Source organism: Salinicola rhizosphaerae, assembly GCF_014652715.1.
Classification (GTDB): Bacteria; Pseudomonadota; Gammaproteobacteria; order Pseudomonadales; family Halomonadaceae; genus Salinicola; species Salinicola rhizosphaerae.
Genome location: NZ_BMZI01000005.1, coordinates 208,162 through 231,159, shown reverse-complemented (window position 1 = coordinate 231,159; position 22,998 = coordinate 208,162). Strand labels below are relative to the sequence as shown.

Below are 22,998 nucleotides of genomic sequence, written 5' to 3'. Positions count from 1 at the left end.
TCCAACCGCAGTCAGCTCAAAATCAATTGTCCGGGATCCAATTGATCCAGCGTCTGGAAGCCAATTACCAGGTCGGAGAGCCCGTCTCCATTGATGTCACCTTGAAGCTGATTATTGGCGAAGCGGAGTTGACCGGCTTCTCCGGTAAAACTGTCCTCACCCTGCCACTGGAAGGCCTGTTGACCCTCTTGCGAAGTATTGGCGTCGAGAGAGGACAAGTCGATCAGGTCGTTGTCACAAAAATCCAGGACTTCGTCGATCGATAGCGGGGTGGACTCCATTGCTGCCTGCCACACGAATCGATCCTGGCCGCCGCCTCCCTCGAGCCTGTCGGCACCTAGACTACCCATCAAAATGTCGTCCTCGGGGCTTCCAGTCAGGATGTCGTTGCCACTACCACCGACCAGGCTACCGCTTCCGGTGGCCATGACGACGCGGTCGGCATCGACGAGCGCCTCGGCAAGGCGGCTCCCGTCCGGCAGCGACCCTTCATCGATGGTCGCCGCCTGGTCACCGACGAAGATCTCACGAGGGATTTCACTGGTATCGGCATAAGCCTTGAACGAAAAGCGCATAGCGTCGCCGGACTCGAGAGTTCGACTGCCGATGTCGAGGTGGTATTCGTCGCCTTGCTGCGCGACGAGGCTTGCACCGTAAAGCGTATGAATATCGCTCGGTATGGTCAGCGCGATATGATCGGTCGTCACCGCCGAGTCGCCTTCGTTGGTGATGGTGATACCCATGACATATCCGCTGGACCAGCGGCTGACCACGTCGAAAGTCGCATGCAGCGAACTGACGGACGACGTATCGAGACTTTCCCTGCTGGCCCAGTAATGCTCGGGAGAGAGGTTTCCCGGCGCCTCAACCTGGCTGATCGCACCGGTTGCCAAATCCATCAACTGTCCATCGGCGAACAGCGCGCGCTCGATATCGCTGAGAGTGTCATCACTCCCGTTGCCCGCAACGTGCCATTTATCGTCGGAGAGACGCTCGATGTCGTAGTCCGATAGCGCCCCGATGAACAGGGCAGTGTCGTCTCCCGCGCCGCCATCGAGAATATTTTCACCCCAGCCGCCACCGCCACCGAGAATGTCGTCGCCATTGCCGCCGAGCAGTGTGTCGTTACCCAGCGCGCCATCGAGATAGGCGCCGTCATCGCTGGCATGTATTACATCGTCACGCCGCGAGCCGATGGCATAGTCGAACGTGACGAGATTGGCATTCTCTTCCGTCGGTGCGCCGAAAGCTTCGCCGGCGTTGGTCCACACCGTCGTCGACATGGCGTCGTTGTCGGCATCGCGAATCGACTGTCCAACGTATACGGTGTTGCCGTGATCGCGCCCGCCGTGGAAGTTGATGTCGCGGTCGGTCGAGGTCACGCGAAGGTCGTTGCCGACCGAGGAGTGCCAAGAGGCGAACAGCACGCTGTGCCGCATGCCGCTATCTACGAGGCCACTGAAATGGCCGTCGTAGCTTTCGCGCAGCTCATAGGCGTAGCCATTGCCGTCGCTACCTTTGTTGAAACTGCCAGTGGCGGTGATGTCTGCCACGTCGAGGTCCAGTGAACGGCTGAACTCGAACGCGACGGAGGGGCCGTCGACGACCTCGACGTCTTTCATGGTCGCGCCTACCGTGGCGTTGAATTCCACGGCATGGTAGCGCGAGAGCGCTGGCAGGGTATTGCTGAAATCGCTGTCGTCGGGTTCGCCCAGCGTAAAAGCCACGCTCATCCCCTCGAGTCGAACGTCTGTCAGTGGTTCGACCTGCTCGACTTCCGTGACCCCAGCATCGAGGTCGAAGTGGATGCCGCGATCTAGCACGACTTGATTACCGTCGATCGCAACGATCTGGGCCATGCTGGTGCGCAGCGGCGAATCCGTTTCCCGCCATTCGATATCGCCGATGGCGTCGAGAAAAGTGGCGTCGTTCGGTTGCGACAGACGTATTGTGTCGCCGACTTCCAGACCGTGCCCCTCGCTCAATTCGATCCTCGTGTCGCCCTGTTGGGCATGAATGGCGAGCGTGGCAACGACGCCTTCTTCCTTCCCGCTGACGCGGATGGCATTCGTTGAATCGCTCGCGAGCGCCTGTTGGGAGAAGACCAGCGTGGTGGTGTCAGATCCCGCCCCAGCCAGTGTGATATCAGACCGCTCGATGGCGAGTGACTCGTCGAACACGTAGCGTCCGGCCGCGAGATGGATCGTGGCACCTTCCGGGGCGGCGGCAATCAGGGCGTTGAGTGTGGCGGCATCGATGCCGTTATCCACCGTGATGGCGTTATCCGAGAAGGGGTAGTCGTCGCCCAGCAGGTCGGGGTGTGTGTGTGCTTCGGTCAACTGACGAGCGCCGTCGGTCAACTCGATCTCTTCGCCGTTCAGCCGTGGAGAGATCGGCACTACGGTTTCGTCGCCGAGCGCTTTGATCTTGATGCGTGTCGTTTCGCCGGGAGCGAGTCGGATGTCATTGTCGATCCGATAACCCGCTTCTGTCGTCAGATAGCTGTCGGCGCCCCAGAGGGCGTCTATCTTGGCATCCAAACCGAAATCGAGCTGGTAGCCGTTCAGCGACGATTCACTTTGGTTGGTTAGATAGAATTCCAGCGTAAAGCCGCCGTTCCATTCGCTGGTCAGGCGGTAATCGATCAGGAACGCAGAACTCATTTAGGCATCTCGTGACGAGTGTCGTGTCGATGCGTCCTGCGGTGACGTGGCCGTAACATCCATCGTTACGGAGGGCTGGGCCGAGCCTTTTGGGCTCGAGTCGCTATATTTCGATCGGGAAGCGCTCGCTTGCTTGGTTCGCTGCTATCTCACGGCAGAGCAGCGACCGTAGGAATTCGCCGAAGCGATTCCGGATATCCAACCATCAGGAATATGAATCATATCCACTACAGTGAATGCGGTAAGAACGCCTCGATTCATCCGGCTGTTCACTACTTTAGGCGGTTAGTTCACCGTTTCTTTTTGTGGTTGGGCGTCGTGGGCGAGTCATAACGAACTTTCGGGTTTAAAGATTTTCCTTGGCGTCGACCCACGCTTGCGTCCTGGGCCAGACCCTGTCCGCCAAACCGCGCTCTGGCTTCCAGCGCAGGGATCAAGTCGCCTTCACTGAGATGGCGCCAGAAGCGTTGGGGCATATGCTGTGTCATCACTTTGTGATTGAGTCGCGCCGGATTGAAGGTGCTGGCGAAGTAGGTCCGCCACAGCTCGTGATCATCGTCCGCCGCCGCGGCTTCTCGGGCTTCGCGACGCCAGCCGGCGGGGCAGGGGAAACGGTAGTCGAATGCGCGACCGTTCCAGTCGACGCCGCCATCGGGTGTGGCAATGCGAAAATGGGCGCCGCCGAGCCGGTCGGCAAAATGCTCGGCGCCGAGATCGAGCACATCGTGGGCCGGCTCGAACCAGGCCAGATAGCGTTCGGTCGTCGAATCGTTGGATGGCCCGCCCGAGGCGGGTGCGGCGCGATGAAAGCGTAGAAACGCATGCATGTGATGCGCTTCGCGCTTGACCGCATGCCAGCGCTGATGCAGAACGCGCCCGTCCTCGTCGGCAGGGTGCGCCGCGGCCGGGTCGCTTTGGGCAAGCCGCCAGACGATGGTGTAGATCAACGACCAGCGACCCTGTTCGCCGTGCCTTGGGCGATAGCGAGCGGCGCGTTCGAGCAGCAGCAGTTGGTCGCGGGTCAAGATCAGCCTTGCGCCGGGGTGGCCGGTGGCAAGGCGTCTTCCGCCGGCCGCAGGGGCGGCGAACAGATCCTCATGAGCATTCGTGCCATCCTGCCAGGTCACTCGGCTTGGGGGGATGCGGGCCTGCAGAAGCTGCCTGGCCTGGTCGCGCCAGGTGGTGAAATCAGCCGCGTGAACGACATGCATTTGCTGGCTGCTCTCGCTCATTCTCTCCCTCCGTGGCGCGTCGGCGCTGCCATTTTCGGTCTCATTTTCAGCCCCGGTGAGCGTCGAATGGGGCCGTCGATGTCACAGCAGCGCCATTTGCGCTGGCTGCGGCGCCGTCAGCCGCTGGCGGATTCGCTGACTTTCCCAGTGGCTCTCCGAGGGCCGGTAATCCTGGGTGATGACGAACGGGCGCAAGGTATCCATGCGGCAGCGCAGCGCTACCAGATCCTGATAGCGGATCCGTCGATGACGCCGCAGTTCGACCAGCCGCTGCACGCTGCGCATGCCGATACCCGGCACGCGCGCGATCATCGCCGGCTCGGCGCGATTGAGATCGACCGGGAAGTCGTCGCGATGATTCAGCGCCCAGGCGAGCTTAGGGTCGATCTCCAGATCGAGATTGCCGGGCCGCCCGAGCAGCTCTTCGGCCTGGAAACCGTAGCCGCGAATCAGAAAATCGGCTTGATACAGCCGATGCTCGCGCAGCAGCGGCGGTGCCGCGGGGGGTAGCCCGCTCGGGCTCTCGGGAATTGGACTGAACGCCGAGTAATAGACGCGCTTGAGCCGGAAACTCCGGTAGAGATGCTGAGCGGACTGCAGAATGGTGCGGTCGTCGGTGGCGTCGGCGCCGACGATCATCTGGGTGCTCTGGCCGCCCGGGGCATAGCGGGGCGCCATGCGCTTGGGGTTGGCGCTGCGCGGTGCACTCTTGCTGTCGGCCGATGCTTCATCGTTGGCGGCATCGATACGCTGACGCATGTGGTTCATCGCCGAATGAATGGTGTCCAGGCGCTTTTCCGGGGCCAGCGTCTTGAGACTATTGAGCGTCGGCAGCTCGACGTTGGCGCTCAGGCGGTCGGCGTAGCGCCCGGCTTCTTCGATCAGCGCCGGGTCGGCCTCCGGTATCGCCTTGAGGTGGATGTAGCCACGAAACTGGTGGGTCTCCCGCAGCAGCTTCGCCACGCGGATCAGCTGCTCCATGGTGTAGTCGCTGGAGCGAATGATGCCGGAGCTCAAGAAGAGCCCGCTGATCGTGTTACGACGGTAGAACGACAGCGTCAATCGCACGACTTCTTCGGGCGTGAAGCGCGCGCGAGGGATGCTACTGGAGCGGCGATTGATACAGTACTGGCAGTCGAACAGGCAGAAATTGGTCAGCAGGACTTTCAGCAGAGAGACGCAGCGGCCATCCGGCGTGAAGCTGTGACAGATTCCCATGCCGTTGGAAGAGCCCAGCCCCTGCTTGCCGCGAGACGAGCGGTTGGGCGCGCCGCTGCTGGCGCAGGAGGCATCGTATTTGGCCGCATCGGCGAGGATGGAAAGCTTGTCGATCAGCTCCACGGTCCAACTCCACGAGGGCACGCCCTCTCGATAACTGTTCATGCATACAGTATTCGAGAGCGGGTGAATCGACAACCACCCAGATCAATTTATGGCTTCAGGATGGCTCGATCGTGGCTGTCATCGAGGCTTCCGCCCAGGCGCGAATATCCGGATAGGGGTAGTGCTCGTATTGACCGAAAGCTTTCAACTGTCGCGCCTTTAGTGGCGTGAATAGCGGCATGGGCAAGCCGCAGAGGAAGTGGGCCACGCGCCGCGCGCCCGGCGAATGGCCGAACTGCTCGCGGTGACGCGCGATCAACGGCCCTGCATCACGCCGAAACGCCTCTTCGGTCAGCGGCGGCAGCGACGGTGCCGGCGGCAGCTTCGCGACCAGCCCATGGCAGACGGAGCAATGGCCGCATCCGCGGGTGGCATGACTGCGGCTTTGGGCAGTCTGAACCGAATCGCGGCCGGATTCGTCGGCAATATCGTCACCGAAATAGGCAGCCAGCCGGTAAGTCAGGCAGGTCGTCGATTCGAACAGATCGACCATGGCGTGCAGGCGGCCGATCTCCGCCGCTTCGCGAGCCTCGCCTTCACCGACGAGCTGTTCGCTCAAAGCGTCGATGTCGATCTCGGGGGCGATCACCTCAAACACGTCGGTCATGCGCTTGCCTTCGAGTACCAGCCAGCCTTTTTCCTGGAAATACTCCAGCGCCGTGATCACCCGCGAGCGCGAGGCGTCGATCTCGGCCGCGGCACCGGCCTGATAGAGGCGCTCGAAATCGACCGTGCCCCAGGTTCGGGCGACCGGTACGTTGTCCACGATCAGGCGTACGAAGTCGGCACGTTCGCCGTCGAAGCGGGCAATCAAGGCATCGGGCGGCTCGAGGTAGCGCAGGCGATATTCGGCAAGGAAGGCGAAGCGAGGGGCGATCACGCCCAGCATTTCGAGGCGGACGAGGAGTGTCTTGAGCGGAAGCAAGCGGACGTTGGACTCGCGCGATAGCGTATTCAGCAGTACCGGCCACTGGCGCTCCGGCGTTTGACCGGCGGCGACGATTTCGGTGAGCACGTGGCGAATGCCTTCGCGCTCCGGCGTGTCTCCGTAGACGAAGTTCTCGAGTACGCGCAGACCGTCGCGCCCGGCCAGCGTCAAGCAGCGGGATGGCTTGCCGTCCCGGCCGGCGCGGCCAATCTCCTGACTATAGTTTTCGATCGACTTGGGCAGGTCGAAGTGGACGACGTTGCGAATATCCCCCTTGTCGATGCCCATGCCGAAGGCGATGGTCGCCACGATGCAGGGGATCTCGCCCCGCATGAAGCCTTGTTGAATGGCGTCGCGCGTGTCGCTGTCGAGTCCGGCGTGGTAGGCGCGAACATTGAAACCGCGTGCGGCTAGTGCTCCGGCAACGGTCTCTGCCGTCTGCTGCAGCGTGACGTAAACGATGGTCGGCACTTCCTGGCCAGGCTGCTGCTGCGGGCCGAGCCAGTCGATGAGTCTATCGGTGCGGGCAGCGGCGGGGACCGGTTCGACGAGCAGTTCGAGATTGGGCCGATAAAAACCGGTCGTGATGACATCGGATTCGGCAATCGCGAACTTCTCGCGCATGTCGGCGATGACCGCCGGCGTTGCCGTGGCCGTCAACAGCAGTGCCTGGGGAATACCGAACTCGCGCTGATAGTCGGGCAGCTTCAGGTAGTCGGGACGAAAATTGTGGCCCCATTCGGAGATGCAGTGCGCTTCGTCGATCACCAGCAGTGAAATGTCGATGCGCTGTAGAAAATGCCGAAAGCGCTCATTCTTCAGGCGTTCGACCGAGACCATCAGGATTTTCAGCTCACCGCGACGCGCCTGGTCCATGATCTCGCGGCTGGTGTCGCGATCCTGCGTGGAATCGAGACTGGCCGCGGCGACCCCGTGGCGCTCGAGGAATGCGAGCTGATCTTGCATCAGGGCCAGCAGTGGCGATACGACCAGGGTAAGATTCGGCAGTGCCAGCGCCGGCAGCTGATAGCAGAGCGACTTGCCGGCGCCGGTCGCGAAGATCGCCGCCGTCGAGCGTCCGGTGATGACGCGTTCGACCACGTCGGCCTGCCCGCCGCGAAAGTCGTCGAAGCCGAAGACGGTTTGCAGCGTATGGCGGGCGGTATCGAGCGAGCTCATGGGGTCTCCATCGCATGGGGTGGTGCGTGATCAGGTCGTCGAATGCGGCTGTGCGGGCCGGGTCGATGAGGTGTCGAGCGGCTCGTCGGCGGTGTCGTAGCGTGCATCGTTCGGCGTTTCGGTCTGCGTTGGGGTCAGTGTCGCCTGGGCATGACGCGATGAGCGATAGCTGACGCCGTGGCGAATGCGCGGCGCTTCCGTCCCGCCATGAAGGGCCGCGACGCGGTCGATGATCGCGCGGTCGTCCAGCGTCAGTCGGTCGAGCATGCGAAGGTGCTGCAGCCAGTTGGGTACGAGAAAGACCTCCTGCCACAGATCGCGATCGACGATATCGCGATAGAGCGACCAGCGCTTGGCGCCATTCCTGAGGCGGAGTTTGCGCAGGGGGCGGACGGCGCGCGCGAACTCGCGCAGGTGCTCCGGGGCGATGCGGTACTCGATGGTCACCATCACCGATCCGCGCGCCGGATCGAAATCGAAGTCCGGGTTTTCGGTGTGAGCCAGTGGCGCCTCGACCAGACCGCTGGCGTCAAGATCCGGCAGCTTCGAGGGCATCAGCAGCGTCGCCGAGACGATCAGCAGCATGCCGGCGAGCAGCAGGGCCATCTCCACGCCGAGGCCGTCGGCGAGCTGACCCCAGAGCAGCGATCCCAGCGTCAATCCGGCGTAGAGCGCGGTCTGATAGAGCGCCAGCGCGCGCGCCTTGACCCAGTCCGGCACCAGCACCTGCACCGAGGAGTTGTACGAGGCGACGGCGGCGATCCAGCAGCTGCCACCGACGATCAGCGCGGGAAACAGTACCCAGAGCGTCTCGACGCCGCCGAGAATCACCATGACGACGCCGAGCGTCATCGCCGCGATGCTGATCAGTCGACTGCTGCCAAGCCGTTGACGCGCCTTGCCGACCAGCGTGCTCCCCGCGATGGCGCCGATCCCCAGTCCGCCGAGCATGTAGCCGTAAAGCGAAGCGCTGCCGCTGGGGTGCTGGTGGGCCAGAAGCGGCAGCAGCGCCCAGATCGCGCTCGCGGAAATACCGAAGATGAACGACCGCAGCATGACGAGTCGCGTCACGCTCGAGTACTGCACGAAATGCATCGCCGCCTTGACGCCTTCCCAGAGTCGCTCCGGCGGCAGCGATTTCGGCAGAACGGCGCGCTTCCAGCGCCACAGCGCCCCGATCAGCCCGCAGAAGCAGATCACGTTGAGCAGAAAAATCCACGCCGGCCCGACGGCCGCCAGCAGCAGCCCGCCAATGGCCGGACCAATGGCGCGCGCGGCGTTGTAGTTGACGCTGTTGAGCAGCACGGCGCTCGAGACCAGGTTGCGCGGTACCTGCTCGTTGACGGCTGCCTGCCACGCGGGTGTGGTGATGGCGCCGCCGATGGAAACGCAGAGGATGGAGGCGATAAGCAGGGTGGGCGAGAGTAGTCCGAGGAACGCGATCGCGGTAATGAAGGCGCCGCCCAGGACCTCGATCGCCAAGCCAAACAGCATCACCTTGCGCCGGTCGTAGTTGTCGGCGATCACGCCGGTAACGATCGACATCAATACCAGCGGCAGGGCTGCCGCGACCTGAATCATCGCGACCAGAACCGCGCCGCCGTCATTCGATGTGACCACCCAGGCTGCCGCCACCGACTGTGCCCAGACGCCGAGATTGGCGAACAGGTTGGCGATCCAGATCATGCGGAAGGCCGGTACGGCCAGTGGGGCGAAGGTGCTGACATCCGCCGGGCGCGGCGGCGCCTGTTCGGATTCCAGCGTCAGGTCGCTCTGACGGGAGACGGGTTGCAGCATGGCGGGCTCGTGAACAAGAGGCTGAACGAATGACGCCGCTGGGCGCGGCGTCGTGTTATCAGCATCCTTGGAATGAGCGGCATCGTCCAGCGCTATTGCCCAACGGCATCGCGCATGCGATTTTGCGACACCTTGCTTGGCCTGCGCACCGATGCCGATGACGCGACTGCCGAGAGTGATTCAGCCGTAGGTGAGAGCGTTGCGGGTCAGGCACTCACTGCAGCACGGCGATGGGGCACTCGCTGCCGGGCTGGTTCATCACCTGCATGGGGATACCGTAGATCGCTTCGAGGTTGACCGCGTTCATCATGGTCGCCGGTTCGCCCTCGGCAAGCATTCGGCCGCTGTGGAGGGCGACCAGGTGATCGCAGTAGCGGGCGGCCATGTTGACGTCGTGCAGCACGATGATCACGCCAAGGCCAAGCTCTCGGCAGAGCTTGCGAACCAGCGCCAGCACTTCGACCTGATGGGCGATATCCAGCGCGGCAAGTGGCTCGTCAAGCAGCAGATAGCGGCTACCCTGAGCGAGCAGCATGGCGAGCCAGACACGCTGACGTTCGCCGCCGGAGAGCGTGTCGACCAGGCGGTCGGCGAAGGCTTCGGTGTGGGTCAGTGCGATGGCGCGATCGATCTGCTGCTGGTCGTGTGGCGTCAGCCGGCCCAGCAGCCCGTGCCAGGGGTAGCGCCCGAAGCCGATCAACTCGCGGCAGGTGAGGTTCTCGGCGCTGGGCAGGTGCTGGGGAAGGTACGCGACATGACGGGCGAATTCGCGCGGCTTCCAACGCGCCAGCGGGCGTCCGTCAAGCGTGATGCGCCCCTGGCTGACCGGCTGCTGCTGCGCGAGCAGCTTCAGCAGTGTCGATTTGCCCGAACCGTTGTGTCCGATCAGGCCGTAGATTCGCCCTTCGCCGAAGGTGAAGTCGATGGGGGAGAGCAGCGTCTTGCCTGCAATCTCGAAGCTCGCCGACTGGACTTCGAACATGGCAGGGGAACCTCGCAGCGAAAGGTGGGCACCAAGTGAGAACGCAATCCTAATTCAAATACGAACGGTTATCAAAGCTTGTCGGCAGCGATTACGATTCGCCCATGGGCGGCAAACGCCGCTGAGACGTTGGACGTGAAGGAGTTCGAGATGGCAACAGGTCTACGGTTTCTGATCGTCGCGTTGGTCGTTGCCGCGCTTCTGAGCGCGGTGGCCTCGAGCGAGCCTTTCGGCCAGCGACTGATTCGCCTCGAGACAGCCCAGGCGTTGCCTTCGATCGCTGGATCGCTGGCGCACGAGTCGGTGTCGACGAATGCCCTGTTTCTGCGCTACGCGGCGGCTGACGCGGACGATCCGACGCTGTGGATGAGCGCGCGAATCGCCATCGAGCGCTACGGTGACCTGGCCCGTGAAACGCTCGATGAATACGGACTCGACCCGGCTTTTCAGCAGGTGCTTGCGCGTTACGGCGCGGATGCGATTCTCCCCGTCGCCTACTATCGCGATCATGATCTGGCGACGCTGCGCGCGCGGCACTGGCTGGGAACGCAATATCGCGCGGCCAGCGAGCATTTCCAGCAGTGGTGGGCCTCAGACGCGGATAGCGAGGCGACGATGGGTGGTGGTGGGGGGGGCAGGGATGCGGCGTCGGACGACGCCGAGACGCGGCCGGCGCTGACGCCCGAGCGCCGCGGCCAGATCGCCATCGCGATCCTCGCGAGGGAAGGTCACGGGTTTCTCGATCAGTTCGTGCTTGGCGATGATGGCCGCGTGGCGTGGCTGCAGAGCGAGCGACTGGTCAGCGATATCGGCGACTTCTTTACCAGCGGTATTCGCGATCTCGAGCGTCAATGGCGTCAGGGGGAGCCGATCGGCGTTGCCGATGTCGGTTGGGCCGGCGTCGATCTGCTGGTGATGACCAGCGCCGTCAAAATGCTGCGGGCCGGTCGTGCCGTGGGTGCCGGCGCCGCCGTGGAAGGGCAGGGCGCGCGTCTGGCGGCGGGAGAAACGATCGCTGGCGGTGGCCGCTTCATCAATCTCTCCCGAACGGCGAAAGTGGCCGCCGTAGCCGGTACCGCCTATGTCGTGGTGCGCCATCCCAGCCTGGTCAGCGCGCTGGGCGCCAATTTCGCCAGCTGGCTTGGCTGGCCGGTCTGGCTGGGCCAGTTCCTGATCTGGACGCTGGTACTGATCCCGCTACTGCTCGTGGCTCGATTCGTCTATCGCTGGATACTGGCCCCGCTGCTGTGGCTGCTGGTGCCACTTCTGCGTGCGACCTCGCGCGTGCCGCGCTGGGTTGGCGCACGCGACGGCGTCACCGCGGGAACGGACGGCAGCGCGAGACAGCGCATGGCCCCCGATGGCAAGGTGATGGACTCTCGTTCGGACAGGATTGCCACTCATGACCGAGTTTGAACCGCCCTCGATGGGCGATTACGCCATACGCCTCGAGCCCCCGACCGTCGCCACCTACATGGCGCTTCGCCAGGCGGCCGGCATGAACCCGCGCGGTGATGCCGGCGCCGCGCGCGCCTTGCCCAATAGTCTCTTCGCGGTGCAGGTCGTTCATGGCGACGAGACCGTGGGCATGGGGCGTGTGGTCGGAGACGGCGGCTGCTTCTACCAGGTCGTCGACATCGCCGTGCATCCCGAGCATCAGGGGCGGGGGCTGGGCAAGCGAATCATGCACGAGATCGCCGACTACATTCGTCGTGAGGCACCGGAAAACGCTTTCGTCAGCCTGCTGGCCGACGGCGAGGCGCATCGGCTGTATGCGCAGTTCGGGTTCCGGCCGACGGCCCCCAAGGCCATCGGCATGGCGTGGTATCCCCACCCCGCGTGAGCGTGAGCGTGAGCAAGAGCGTGCGAGGCGTGGCGACGGTGAAGCCAGACGGAAGCTTCAGAACTGGTACGAAACGGTTGCCGTCACGTTTCGTTCAGCGCCGAAGTAGCAGTACTCGAGCGAGTTGCAGGAGGCCACGTACTCCTTGTCGAGCAGATTGCCGACATTGAGTCGGGCGTCGACGCCCTGCAGGCCGATCTTGCCGAGATCGTAGCCGACCGTGGCATCGACCAGGGTATAGTCCGGGACTTTCTCGGTGTTGGCCCGGTCGGCGTAGATGTCTGCGTAGTAGCGCACGCCCAGGCCGGCATCCAATCCATCCAGCGGTCCGCGGGCGAAGGTGTAGTTGCCCCAGACACTGGCCTGATGGCGCGGCGCGTAGATGGCGTAGTTGCCATCCTCGGTCGGGTCGTCGCTCTTGGTGTAGCGAATGTCGGTGTAGCTGTAGCCGGCCTGCAGTCTGAAACTGTCGGTCAGCCAGGTTCGCGCTTCCAGCTCGACGCCCTGGGAGCGGATCTCGCCGATCGAGCGGTAGGGGTCTTCCGGCTGCTCCTTCGTGGCGACGTTCTCTTGATTGATGCGGAACAGCGAGAGGCTGTAGCGATCCCGCGTGCCCGGGGGTTGGAACTTGAGCCCGGTTTCCCACTGTTCGCCCTTCATTGGCTCGAGCAGGTCGCCCTCCTCATCGACGAAGCTGGTGGGGGTGAACGCGGTGTTGTAACTGAGGTAAGGCGCGATGCCGTTGTCGAAAAGGTAGAGCACGCCGGCGCGGCCGCTGAGCTGGGTGTCGTTCAGCTGGCTTTCGGTGTCGTTCAGGTGATCGGTGTTCTTGATGTCGACCCAGTCGTAGCGTCCGCCCAATGTCAGTCGCCAGCGGTCGATCGCCATCTGGTCCTGCAGGTAAATGCCGGTCTGGGAGAGCTCATGGCGTTCATCGTTGGTCACGATGATGTCCCCGACCGGGTCTGCACCGTAGCTGGGCTCGAACGGGTTGATCGTCGGGAAGGTGCCGTAGGTGTAAACCACGTCGTTCCGGCGCTTCTGATAGTCGATTCCGACCAGGACGGTGTGATCGATGAAGCCGCTCTTGAGGTTCGCTTCGACCTGGTTGTCCAGCGTCCATGCCTGAAGCGATTCACGCCCGCCGGAATAGTAGCGATTCAATTCATTGGCGTCGTCCGAGACCCAGCCGTAATCGTAGACCTGGTCCAGTTCAACGTCGGCGTTGAGATAGCGCAGCTTCTGGCGCGCGGTGACGTCGGGACTGAATCTATGCTCCAGGTCATAGCCGAACATGCGCTGGTAACGTTCGAACTTGTCGTGGTCCTCTTCACCATCGAAAAAGGTATTGCTGATCCTGTGGCCATTGTGGCTCGTCACTGAGCCCTCGTAGGGAACGCCGGAGTGATAGCCGCCTTCCGGGTCCTTCTGCAGATAAGCCATGACGGTAATCGAGGTGTCATCCGTCGCATCCCAGGTGATCGACGGCATGATCGCATAGCGCTCTTCCTCGACAGGGTCGAACTGGGTGTCTGCCGCGCTTCCGATGCCGACCAGGCGATAGGCCACGCGTCGTTCGTCGTCCAGCGGTCCGGACACATCGAATGCACCGGTGCGCTGGCTATTGTTGCCGACGCTGACTTGCAGCTTGTGGTAGGGCTGGAACAGCGGCTTCTTGCTGGTCAGCGCGACCAGGCCACCGGGGGAAGAGCGTCCGTAGAGCACCGAGGCGGGTCCCTTGACGATCTCCATGTTGTCGATGAACCAGGGGTCGATGACCATCGAACTGTAGCCGTTGGTATCGCCCATCACCTTCAGCCCGTCCAGATAGGTGTTGCTCAGGCTGCCGTCCGAGAAACCGCGCATGACAAGGTAGTCGTACCGGTTGGAGGCGCCGACCTGGTTGGTGTAAACCCCTGGCGTGTATTGCGCCGCCTCGCGCAGCGTACGCACGCCGCGCTCATCCATTTCATCGCGGTCGACTCGAGACACCGACTGCGGCGTTTCCAGAAACGGTGTCTCGGTCTTCGTCGCGGCCGACTGACCGGTCACGGTGACGGTGCCCAGATCACGGCTGTTGCTGGAATCGCCCGTGCTGGTGGACTGGGCAGCGGCCGTGAGCGGTAGCAGGGTGAGCCCCAGTAGATAGAGTGGCAGGGAAGACGGGTAGCGCCTGAGCGGCATAACTGGCTCCTGATGCGAATAGACTCTCGATGATATCGAGAATTATTCACGATTAGAGGCGTGGGAGCCTATGCCGAGTGTCGAGAAAGCTATGGCGGATGACGCAGATGCCGGGCGCGATGGAACTCCGGAACCTGATAGACGTCGCTGGGCGCGATGCCATGCAGCTGGCGGAATGCGGTCGCGAAATTGGTGGCGTGCCGGTAGCCGACGCGAAACGCCACGTCCTGGACTTTTAGCCCTTCTCGCAGCAGGCGCATGGCAAGCAAGAGTCGGTACTCACGAAGGTGGTCGAAAACCGAGCGTCCGTAGTGGCGACGATATTTACTGCGCAGGGCACTCGGACTCATGCAGGCCAGTTTGGCCAGGTCGGTCAATGTATGGTCTGCGTCCGGATGGGCCTGAAGATAATGGCGTACCCGTTCGATCCATTCGCGATCCCTCGGTGTCAGGGCCGGCAAAGGCTCGGTAGCGGGGGCGTGCGAGAGGGCGCGCGACAGCACCTGGAGCGTCAGCCCTTCCTCCAGTAGCGATTCGTCTCGACCAGGCTCTTCGGTAGCGACCCACGCATCCAGCGAGCGCATCAGACCTGAGCCCAGGGCGAGAGAGCGGCACTGGCTTCCCTGAGACAGTAAACGATGGAGCGGGCTCAACCGCGTATCGGACGCCAGGGTTTCCGCGGTGACCGTGAGATTGATAGCGCGTATGCGCTGCTGGCTCCGGTGGCGCGCGCTCAGCGGCTGTCGTCCATCGTAGGCAATGAGTGCGCTCTGGCCGGCACCGACGCGCCAGTATTCGTCTGCCAGCCGCAGTTCCGCTTCACCCTCCAGCACGACGATGATCGATAGGTGGGCCGGACCGTTGGCCAGCGCATGCGTTTCACAGGTCTGATGAATGTCGAGGTCCGAACCGACCCACTGACAGCCCGGCATGGGTTGGCGCTCTCGGATGCAGCCCTCGATAGCCAGCGGATTCGCGGTGCGCGAGGTGCGATTAGCAGGCTCGAGATCGGGAAAGTGATGTCGCAGCGCGTATCGACGCTCGAAGTGCACGAAGTCATCGACCCTCAGGGCCTGGCGGCGTGCTGCTGCGTTAGCGACATTGTCGGGCGACATATCGATTCCCGGCGAGATGAAGATGAGGAGTCGATAATATGTCTCATTTGCTGGCGATTGCCAGTCACCCGGTCGGCCTTCTCTCCGGCATGCCAAGCGCGTTGATGGCACAAAAAAAGCAGCGCGTTGCGGCGCTGCTTTGAGTGAGTGTCGAGCCAGAAGGGCGGCAAACACCTACCAGGCGATGATCCCGATGATCACCACGGCAAAGATGGCCCATTTAATCGCGTAATAGAGCGTCTTGTTGCGTTTTTTCAGCGCCTTGCCTTTCTTGCGCACGGCGTAAAGATACTTGAAGGCGCGGTTGAGCCCGCCGGTACGGTCGTTTTCATCGTTTGGCGACGTTGCGGCGGCCATCAGCGTGCGTCCGAAGAAGTGATTCAGCTTGCGCGCCCAGGCGAACTTCATCGGCCGCTCGATATCGCAGAACAGGATCAACCGGTTCTGCTCACTGCCGTTCTCCGCACGGTGCAAGTAGGTTTCATCGAACATGACGGCTTCACCGTCCCGCCAGCTGTATTTCTCGCCATCGACATCGATATAGCAGCGGTCGTCGTTGGGAGTGATCAGGCCCAGGTGATAGCGCAGCGAGCCCGCATAGGGATCTCGGTGTAACGTGAGATGGCTGCCGGCCGGCAGCTCGGCGAACATCGCCGCCTTGACGTTGGGGATACCGGCCAGCAGTTGAGTCGTGTTGGGGCAGAGCTGCATGGCCGAAGGGTGGCTTTCGCCATACCACTTCAGATAGAACCGCTTCCAGCCGCGGCGAAAGAAGGAGTTGAAGCCCGCGTCGTCGTAGCGCGATGAGGCCTTGATATGGTCCTGCATCGCCATCGCCATCGCCTCGTCCCGGATCTGCTGCCAGCTGCCCGTCAGCTTCTCGAGCTCGGGGTAGTTCGAGAGGTCATGGTAGGGCTGATCCTTGTCGCGGCCGAACAACGTCATCAGGGCGTTGATAGGCGCCATGAACGTGGAGTGGTCGGAGAGCTGTCGCAGCGGCCTGTGACGCACGCGACCACGAAAATGCGTGTAGAGCACGCTGGCGATGAACAGCAGTATGAGAATCCATTTGATCATGGCGGACGGAAGTTCCTGAGGTCGGGCGGGGGACTCGCCAGTTCATGACAAGACCGTTTGAATGCTCACGATCTTGGGGGGATGGCGATAAAGGTCAAGAGGTAGTCGTCAATTTCTGTGACTTGCCCATCCAGCCGAGCCCCGGCCGGCCACTCTGGCGCCAGCGTCGTGGTCAGCGATATCGCGACATGGCCACTGGCCGGTGTCCAATCGGTCAGGCAGGCGTCGGGAAAATGGAAGCGTCGACGCACGAGCGGGTAGAGCGCCTTGAACAGACTCTCCTTCAGCGAGAAGACGAGCGTGACGAACTTGCCTCGCTCACTGTCGGCCAGGCTCTCCATCCATTCACGCTCGGCATCGACAAGGATCTGCGGCGCCAGGCGCTGGGCTCGCTCCGGGGTGAGCTGCCGCTCGGCGTCCAGACCGATGCCGAGGGCATGCGAGCGCCGTGCGACGGTGGCCGCAGCCAACCCGTGGCTGTGCGTGATGGAGCCGACGAGGGTCTCGGGCCAAAGAGGCAATCTTTCTTCATCGATACCCGGCGTGGCGGGAACGCCCGTCAATGCCTGGATCGCCCGGCGAGCGCTCAGCCGGCCCGCCAGAAACTCGGCGCGGCGCTTGTCGGCTGCGGTGGTGAGCCGACGCGGCAGCGCGGTGTGCCAGTCGGCGAGATCGGCACGGCAAAGCGTGTCGGTATCGTATCGCAGTGCGGCAAAGTTCGCGGCCGGCCACGGCTCTGGCCACGGCCACTCTTCGGCAACGACACGGCAGCCCGGAGGGGAAGCCAGGGACAGGTTGTCGGGCATCATCGCCTCAGCGGTCGACAAGAACGGCATTCAGCTCGACCGGGATCTCATCGCCGATCTGCTGGTAGCCCAGCAGCGAAAGGATCGAGCGCACGCTCTGATTCTGCATCAGTTCCTTGCCATCCAGCGAGACCGGCTGGGCGTTGCGTGCCCGAACGAGATCGGTTGCTTCGCGAGTAAAGCGAACCGGCAACCGCTCCTGATGTCGTTCGCCGTTGGACGTCGTCTGCAGCGTCAGTGTTTCTACCGTCGACTGACCGACGGCCAGCGAATTGATCCGTTCCGGCGGAAGCTGTGTCGTGACGGTCACCAGTGTCGTGCTGGTCAGCGATGACATCCAGGGCGTCAGGTTCCCCAGCCGATCGAGGAGGTCGGTCTGATTGAGCCGGATCGGCAGTGTCAGCGTGCCGTCCGAAGCGATCTGCCCCTCCATGCGCCGCAGCGAATGCTGATGGGTGACGGACTCGCCGCCGCTGGTGATCTCCGTGACCGTGGCGGTCACCTGTGACCGGGCGGGGTCGAGCTGCCACGCCGCCTGGGCAACACCACACCAAACCGCCAAGCCGCCGATCATGGCAATTGCCGCACGCTTTCGCATCAACATATTCGACATCAGCTCCTCCCTGGGCATCTTCACACGAAGCCGCGGCTAGCCTGCGCCAACGGCTTTCGTTATCATACGGCTCCCGCGTTTCCGGGCCTATAGCTCAGTTGGTTAGAGCAGGGGACTCATAATCCCTTGGTCGTAGGTTCAAGTCCTACTGGGCCCACCAATAAAATCAGGTGGTTACGTGACCAAGAGTCACTTTCCATCAATGTGTGGTTGCGGTTTGGTTGCTGATCCGCGGCAACTTGGCCACCACGCTTTCCCACCTTGCCGGATCGGCATGCGCATAGCGGCTCGTCACCGTCAGCGACGAATGCCCCAGTAGATCCCGGATGCTCGTCAATGCCTCCCCCTTGCTGGCCAGCAATGAGGCGTAGCAGTGCCGCAAATCTGTAGAGACGCGCCATGTTTGGCATTGGTTTACACCGTATTTGGCACTCCGCCAGATGGTCGGAGAGCAGGCTTTCGCGCTGTACTTGGCATCAGGCACGCCGGTGGTTACTTTGGTTTGGAGTTCTTCGCCGAATCGAGGCCGTGTGATGTTAGAAATTGAATACCTCAAACAGCTGCTCCAACGGATCGGTGCTGCCAAGTACACAGGCATCGAGAGTAACTACTTAGTCTACGCCGCCCTTGGGGAGAATTTCAGTGATGAAGAATTTCTGAAGCTCAAATATCACATGGATGAGATATGGGAAGCCGGTCTGATCAAGGGGCGCGATGGCCCTGGTAAGAACGGATGGGGGTATCAGGGTAAGCCCCCGCGTATGATGCTCATTCCCATACCTCTGGTACTGACTCCTATCGGTAGTGAGTTACTGCAAGAGCTCAACAAACCTAAGGGGTTGGAACGTCTAAAAACAGCTATGAGAAGCGTGGGCGGCATTGCTGGATCTGAAGCACTCAAAGCGGCGATTGGCGCTCTTCTGAAAGGGGCCATTTCTTAGGCTGCTTATGGCTTCCTAGCAAGAAATCGTTCTCCGATGGCCAGAGCCTGCTCGAGCAACAGAGCATCGCGTTGGAAAGTGTCTTTAGTTTGCTGAGTGACTGAAGGCGCCCTTAGCGCTTTGCTGAGTACGCCTCCTGGCTTAACGTCCTGAACCACGCTCTCTAACAAAAAATAGAACGTTACGATGTCGTTTGCGTCATCCGGTGATAGAAGGCCCACCAGCCCCGCATTGGACTTGAACATTGAGAAAGCATCTTCAGGTATGGCAACTTCCAGACCTGGCTCCCCCTCTGAAGGGCCTTTCTGTAGAGCCTCCAGATATTGTCTATTCTGTATGACTCCTATCGAGGCTCTGATATCTGCGGCGAGGGCCGCTCTCAGTGTTTCCGATTCGTTGCGTCGACGTCGCCATTCTGTATAGGCAGGCGCGCCCAAGGCGCCTGCGAGACCTAATCCACCCACGATCGCGGAAGCTACCAAGGTCATCCAGCTGGTATTGAGGCTTTCAACCGAGTGTTTGAGTTCGCCGAGGCTGGTTAAGATGTCGGCTGCTAGTTGTGGTTCCATGTTTACTCCTGTCAAAACAACCCCGCCGGCTCGGCCTCCACATCCCAGCTAAAGATCAGCACCTCGCGGGCTTCCTGACCCTTGCCGCCGCCGACGGTGTAGCGGATATCGGTGCTCTCGATGTGATACCCGGCGAACACGCCGCGGATGTCGGGGTGGTCGTTGAGGCTGATGATGGCTTTGCCTTTCAGCCTACCGATGATATCGGCCATCTGCTCGTATTCTTCGATGCCAAAGGGAACGCCATAGCCCTCGGTCTGCCAGTACGGCGGGTCGAAATAGAACAGCGTGTGGGGGCGGTCGTAGCGGGCGATGCAGTCTTGCCAGCTCAGGTGCTCGATGTAGGTGCTGGCCAGCCGCAAATGTGCGGCTGACAGCGATTCCTCCAATCTTAGCAAGTTGAGTCCTGGCGGCGTGGTTGTGGCAGTGCCAAACGTCTGACCCTCGATGCGAGCGCCGAAGGCGTTCTGCTGCAGGTAGTAGAAGCGAGCGGCGCGTTGGATGTCCGTCAGCGTCTCGACGCGGGTCAGCTTCAACCACTCGAATACCTGGCGCGAGCTTAGCGCCCACTTGAACTGCCTGACGAACTCTTCCAGATGGTTCTGGACGACCCGGTAGAGGTTCACCAGATCGCCGTTGATGTCGTTCAGCACCTCGACTTGCGCGGGCTGTGCGCGTAGGAAGAAAAGCGCCGCGCCGCCGGCGAAGGGTTCGACGTAGCACTCGTGCGCGGGCATAAGCGGGAAAATTCTATCGGCTAGCCGGCGTTTGCCGCCCATCCACGGGATTATCGGTTGAGCCACGATTTTGCATCCTGTTTGGCATGGAGCTCGTGGCTCTCTGGGTATGGAGTCGCCCGCAGCGCGGGCACTTGATCTCGATGGTGTCGAATCGGCTGGCGCGTGCCAGCAGCTTGCTACAACCGCTACAGCGGATCGCTTTCATTCATCCAGGCCTTCTGTCGATCTAACGTTTCGCCTAGACTCCCGCCTGCATCGCGCGATGCGGGGAGCCCTGGCCGACACGCAGGCTGGATCTGCTGTTGGGGTCGCCGGTGGTGTGTCCGCACCTCCGGCGATCGCTCCTCTCTACGAAACTTCCATTTTGATAGCCTTGGCTCAAGTTATTCTTCTACCCCGTCTTGGATTGAGATGTTTTGCCCCCAGTTTGTTTAACGGCTCAGAGGCTCAGCTCTGACTATTGTCCCTTCAACCTAGGGGAGGTACAGCTATGAAACCTGGTTTTAGCGGTAGCGTGACACTCGAATCCGCGGATGGGGAAGAGATCATCATCCAAGGTTCCGATCTGGCGTTCGAGGATGGAGGCGAGTCGAGCAATGACATCCTCTTCATCGAGCATGAAACGGACGTCTCCGTTGTTGCCGGGCCTGACGACGAGGGATACCTTAATATTGGTGATTTCCGGCAAGATGGCGAAGTCCTTAGGGTTGTTCACTCCGACCTCGAGGCAAACGACGCTCTGATGGGTTACACGCCCGAAGACCTCTGATCTAAGACTGTTTGCTAGGACAGGCTTGCCTGTCCTAGCTCAGCAGACCTACCCGGACGTCAAGCTCTCCCACGTCACCGCCAGCGCCGCCTCCGGCGTCTGGGCGCCCTGTATTGCCCACTCGCCGCGTTGCCGTGTGCCGGTGAACGTCTGCCAGGCGATGAACGCCTCGGCGCGAGCTAGCACTGCGGCAACGAGCTGCTCGAGCGTCTCGGTGCCGGTTGCGCCATTGCGCCCCGTGAGGATCGCCTTCAAAACCAGTGTTTGGGGCGCGTCGCCCGGCTTGCCGGCGTCCTGCCACGCACGATAGGCATTGGCCTCGGTCTGCTGCGTGCCCCAGCTCAGCCGCTCGATTTCGGGATACTCCCGGATCAGCGGCCTAGCGGCGGCTTCGTAGCTGTCGTTCAGTCGCCTGAGCGCGCGGGCTCGAGCTTCCGCTAGCCGATTAGTGGAGGAAGGGGGAGGTGTGTGGGTAAAGCTGCCCATTAGATTTCAACCTCTCGTGTAGACCGCTGAACACGCCAAGCTTCGAAAGCTTCCCGGAATGCATCGTCAGTTTCGAACGCTGTTCTGGCTGGTTCCGGCCCATAGGGTGAAATGATCACCACGGTTAGCGAGCCGCTATCGCGTGAAGCGCTCTCGATGGGAACGAATGGCAGTGTGTCGGATGTGAAGTCATGAAAGACGCCATCGCTGGCCCCCGTGAAGTCGAATGTGTCACGCTGCCCGTTGACCTCGATAATCAGACGTTCCCCTTCACGGTGATATGTGACGGCGTCGTCACTCCGCACGGGTGATAGCAGTAGCTTCATGTCTTCTCCGTTTAGCGAGCGATACCGATCGCCATCCAGGCAGTTTTAGGGAACGAGTCCGTCGTCTCAAACTCGGAGGTGTCCGGCGCCCAGAACGCCAGATGGGCGTTATACCCATTGTTTGCGAGCCCCCCGGCAGGAATTGCCTGGTTGAACTTCGTGCCTCGGCTTCCCCAGTCCGGCAGAACGCAGACCGACCCCGTGTCATTTGCGAAGGGGGCGGGCATCGTTTTATAGAGCCTGCAGCGCAGGCGGGTGTCGTAGGGAATCGTGTCTACACCTCGGCAGATGAGCGTCCCATCCGCGAACTTGGTGTAGCTGCCGTTTTCGTTTTCTCCGGACTCGACAATCGCGCCAGACAATGGATCGGATACATCACCAACAGCGGTAGCGGAGCTTACCGAGCGAATCCAATTGATTGTGTCCGAATTCTGTCTCTGAACAGCGTTGAATTTACGCCCAGCGTTGTCGGTGTAATCAAACTCTTTGAATTGATAGCTGCCGCTGGAAGTTGCGCGCACAGAGATAACAGCTGTAGTCCCACCTGACTCAGGGGCATTCACCGGCTTGCTGCTATAGCAGCAATATGTAGCGTCAACGAAAGGGAGGCTTGCCAAGTCGTCAGCATCGGTCAGCCTCACACCATGTGAACCCACCCCAAACGCCCCGACCTCCATCAGGTTGCCGGCTCCGGTGCCCACATTCCGCGTCGCGGCCGTTCCCACCTCGTTCGGCAGCCCCGAGCCCTTGGCATGCATGATCTTGTCGGCATCGACACTGGCTGCCGACGACTGCGCGGCTTCGCGATCGGCGGCCGTGGCTTGACGATCTTCGCCGGTCTGCTGGCGATCGGCGGCCGTGGCCTCGGCGGCGGCTGTCGTCGCGGTGCGATCCGCGCCGGTCTGTTGGCGATCGGCGGCCGTAGCCTCGGCGGCAGCGGTTGTCGCGGTGCGGTCCTCGCCGGTCTGCTGGCGATCAGCGGCCGTAGCCTCGGCAGCAGCGGTCGTTGCGTTGCGATCTTCGCCGGTCTGCTGGCGATCAGCGGCGGTGGCTTCGGCATCCGCTTTCGTGGCGTCGCGATCCAGTCCGGTCTGTTGCCGATCGGCGGCCGTGGCTTCCCGCGCCCCGGCGATAGCATTCCGGTCCTCTCCGGTCTGCTTGCGATCAGCGGCCACTTGGTCGGCCAGCGTCTGCGCCAGCGCGGCTTGCTGTTTTGCGGTGCGGGCCATGGCCACGGTGTTGGCCAGGGCGGGGACGAATCGCAGGCGGTGACCACCGGCGGCGAGGCCGGTGTCTGGGTTGGCGTCGTCGGTGACGGTGAGGCCGTCGCCGCCTAGGTCTTCGGAAAAGGTGACTTCTGCCATG

At 62.0% G+C, this 22,998-nt stretch carries 22 protein-coding genes and 1 tRNA gene; 5 read left to right on the top strand and 18 right to left on the bottom strand.

Annotation, left to right across the window (positions count from 1 at the left end; genetic code table 11):
• Nucleotides 1-11: 11 nt before the first annotated feature.
• From IE125_RS19375 to IE125_RS12480, 6 genes are all read right to left on the bottom strand, one after another.
• Complete coding sequence (locus tag IE125_RS19375) at nucleotides 12-2,663, bottom strand: cellulose binding domain-containing protein (RefSeq protein ID WP_189445011.1); 2,652 nt, start codon at nucleotides 2,661-2,663, stop codon at nucleotides 12-14.
• A gap of 290 nt (nucleotides 2,664-2,953) precedes the next feature.
• A complete protein-coding gene (locus IE125_RS12500) occupies nucleotides 2,954-3,895 on the bottom strand; it encodes a TIGR03915 family putative DNA repair protein (RefSeq protein ID WP_229809087.1) in 942 nt (313 codons plus the stop codon).
• An 81-nt stretch (nucleotides 3,896-3,976) separates the two neighbouring features.
• Nucleotides 3,977-5,278: a putative DNA modification/repair radical SAM protein gene (locus IE125_RS12495; RefSeq protein ID WP_229809086.1), complete on the bottom strand. Its 1,302-nt coding sequence runs from the start codon at nucleotides 5,276-5,278 to the stop codon at nucleotides 3,977-3,979.
• Between the two features lie 55 nt (nucleotides 5,279-5,333).
• Nucleotides 5,334-7,385: a RecQ family ATP-dependent DNA helicase gene (locus IE125_RS12490; protein ID WP_189445010.1), complete on the bottom strand. Its 2,052-nt coding sequence runs from the start codon at nucleotides 7,383-7,385 to the stop codon at nucleotides 5,334-5,336.
• 30 nt (nucleotides 7,386-7,415) lie between these two features.
• Nucleotides 7,416-9,182 (bottom strand): MFS transporter, encoded by a 1,767-nt coding sequence (locus IE125_RS12485; protein ID WP_189445009.1) that lies wholly within the window; start codon nucleotides 9,180-9,182, stop codon nucleotides 7,416-7,418.
• A gap of 214 nt (nucleotides 9,183-9,396) precedes the next feature.
• Entirely contained in the window at nucleotides 9,397-10,164 is a 768-nt protein-coding gene (locus IE125_RS12480; protein ID WP_189445008.1) for an ABC transporter ATP-binding protein, read from the bottom strand.
• Nucleotides 10,165-10,314: 150 nt separating this feature from the next.
• On the opposite strand from IE125_RS12480, the gene IE125_RS12475 reads away from it, so the two are divergent.
• Together IE125_RS12475 and IE125_RS12470 are read left to right on the top strand one after the other, a co-directional pair.
• Nucleotides 10,315-11,580 carry a hypothetical protein gene (locus IE125_RS12475; RefSeq protein WP_189445007.1) on the top strand — a complete coding sequence of 422 codons (1,266 nt, stop codon included), beginning with the start codon at nucleotides 10,315-10,317 and terminating at the stop codon, nucleotides 11,578-11,580.
• Entirely contained in the window at nucleotides 11,567-12,007 is a 441-nt protein-coding gene (locus tag IE125_RS12470; protein WP_229809085.1) for a GNAT family N-acetyltransferase, read from the top strand. Before IE125_RS12475 ends, IE125_RS12470 begins: the two co-directional genes overlap by 14 nt.
• Before the next feature lie 57 nt (nucleotides 12,008-12,064).
• Here IE125_RS12470 and IE125_RS12465 read toward each other — a convergent pair whose 3' ends face one another.
• The 5 genes from IE125_RS12465 to IE125_RS12445 all read right to left on the bottom strand — a co-directional run bounded on the left by IE125_RS12465 (nucleotide 12,065) and on the right by IE125_RS12445 (nucleotide 17,802).
• Nucleotides 12,065-14,191 carry a TonB-dependent siderophore receptor gene (locus IE125_RS12465; RefSeq protein ID WP_189445006.1) on the bottom strand — a complete coding sequence of 709 codons (2,127 nt, stop codon included), beginning with the start codon at nucleotides 14,189-14,191 and terminating at the stop codon, nucleotides 12,065-12,067.
• An 89-nt stretch (nucleotides 14,192-14,280) separates the two neighbouring features.
• Nucleotides 14,281-15,306 (bottom strand): helix-turn-helix transcriptional regulator, encoded by a 1,026-nt coding sequence (locus tag IE125_RS12460; protein WP_189445005.1) that lies wholly within the window; start codon nucleotides 15,304-15,306, stop codon nucleotides 14,281-14,283.
• Between the two features lie 174 nt (nucleotides 15,307-15,480).
• On the bottom strand, nucleotides 15,481-16,383 hold the full coding sequence (lpxO, locus tag IE125_RS12455; protein WP_229809084.1) for a lipid A hydroxylase LpxO: 903 nt from the start codon (nucleotides 16,381-16,383) through the stop codon (nucleotides 15,481-15,483).
• A 65-nt stretch (nucleotides 16,384-16,448) separates the two neighbouring features.
• Nucleotides 16,449-17,189 carry a 4'-phosphopantetheinyl transferase family protein gene (locus tag IE125_RS12450; protein ID WP_189445004.1) on the bottom strand — a complete coding sequence of 247 codons (741 nt, stop codon included), beginning with the start codon at nucleotides 17,187-17,189 and terminating at the stop codon, nucleotides 16,449-16,451.
• Between the two features lie 7 nt (nucleotides 17,190-17,196).
• Complete coding sequence (locus tag IE125_RS12445) at nucleotides 17,197-17,802, bottom strand: hypothetical protein (RefSeq protein ID WP_229809083.1); 606 nt, start codon at nucleotides 17,800-17,802, stop codon at nucleotides 17,197-17,199.
• 83 nt (nucleotides 17,803-17,885) lie between these two features.
• On the opposite strand from IE125_RS12445, the gene IE125_RS12440 reads away from it, so the two are divergent.
• Nucleotides 17,886-17,962: transfer RNA gene (locus IE125_RS12440), tRNA-Ile, on the top strand.
• Nucleotides 17,963-18,001: 39 nt separating this feature from the next.
• Here the strand turns inward: IE125_RS12440 and IE125_RS19445 are convergent.
• On the bottom strand, nucleotides 18,002-18,400 hold the full coding sequence (locus IE125_RS19445; protein ID WP_189445003.1) for a tyrosine-type recombinase/integrase: 399 nt from the start codon (nucleotides 18,398-18,400) through the stop codon (nucleotides 18,002-18,004).
• Here IE125_RS19445 and IE125_RS12430 point away from each other — a divergent pair.
• Nucleotides 18,336-18,743 (top strand): hypothetical protein, encoded by a 408-nt coding sequence (locus IE125_RS12430; protein ID WP_189445184.1) that lies wholly within the window; start codon nucleotides 18,336-18,338, stop codon nucleotides 18,741-18,743. The genes IE125_RS19445 and IE125_RS12430 overlap by 65 nt on opposite strands.
• 5 nt (nucleotides 18,744-18,748) lie before the next feature.
• Here IE125_RS12430 and IE125_RS12425 read toward each other — a convergent pair whose 3' ends face one another.
• Genes IE125_RS12425 through IE125_RS12415 form a run of 3 tightly spaced genes read right to left on the bottom strand, consistent with a single transcriptional unit; the run spans nucleotide 18,749 to nucleotide 20,257 of the window.
• Nucleotides 18,749-19,312 (bottom strand): hypothetical protein, encoded by a 564-nt coding sequence (locus tag IE125_RS12425; RefSeq protein WP_189445002.1) that lies wholly within the window; start codon nucleotides 19,310-19,312, stop codon nucleotides 18,749-18,751.
• An 11-nt stretch (nucleotides 19,313-19,323) separates the two neighbouring features.
• Nucleotides 19,324-20,091 carry a DNA adenine methylase gene (locus IE125_RS12420; RefSeq protein WP_268249104.1) on the bottom strand — a complete coding sequence of 256 codons (768 nt, stop codon included), beginning with the start codon at nucleotides 20,089-20,091 and terminating at the stop codon, nucleotides 19,324-19,326.
• Entirely contained in the window at nucleotides 20,063-20,257 is a 195-nt protein-coding gene (locus IE125_RS12415) for a Com family DNA-binding transcriptional regulator (protein ID WP_189445000.1), read from the bottom strand. The genes IE125_RS12420 and IE125_RS12415 overlap by 29 nt, the downstream gene beginning before the upstream one ends.
• Before the next feature lie 285 nt (nucleotides 20,258-20,542).
• Here IE125_RS12415 and IE125_RS12410 point away from each other — a divergent pair, with 285 nt between their 5' ends.
• Nucleotides 20,543-20,821 carry a hypothetical protein gene (locus IE125_RS12410; RefSeq protein ID WP_189444999.1) on the top strand — a complete coding sequence of 93 codons (279 nt, stop codon included), beginning with the start codon at nucleotides 20,543-20,545 and terminating at the stop codon, nucleotides 20,819-20,821.
• Nucleotides 20,822-20,869: 48 nt separating this feature from the next.
• Here IE125_RS12410 and IE125_RS12405 read toward each other — a convergent pair whose 3' ends face one another.
• The 3 genes from IE125_RS12405 to IE125_RS12395 are packed head-to-tail and all read right to left on the bottom strand — an operon-like array spanning nucleotide 20,870 to nucleotide 22,997.
• Nucleotides 20,870-21,307 (bottom strand): hypothetical protein, encoded by a 438-nt coding sequence (locus tag IE125_RS12405; RefSeq protein ID WP_189444998.1) that lies wholly within the window; start codon nucleotides 21,305-21,307, stop codon nucleotides 20,870-20,872.
• The gene (locus IE125_RS12400; protein WP_189444997.1) at nucleotides 21,307-21,633 is read right to left on the bottom strand and encodes a hypothetical protein; all 327 of its coding nucleotides are present in this window, start codon (nucleotides 21,631-21,633) and stop codon (nucleotides 21,307-21,309) included. Before IE125_RS12400 ends, IE125_RS12405 begins: the two co-directional genes overlap by 1 nt.
• 11 nt (nucleotides 21,634-21,644) lie before the next feature.
• Nucleotides 21,645-22,997, bottom strand: a complete 1,353-nt coding sequence (locus IE125_RS12395; RefSeq protein ID WP_189444996.1) for a hypothetical protein — start codon at nucleotides 22,995-22,997, stop codon at nucleotides 21,645-21,647.
• Nucleotide 22,998 lies beyond the last annotated feature (1 nt).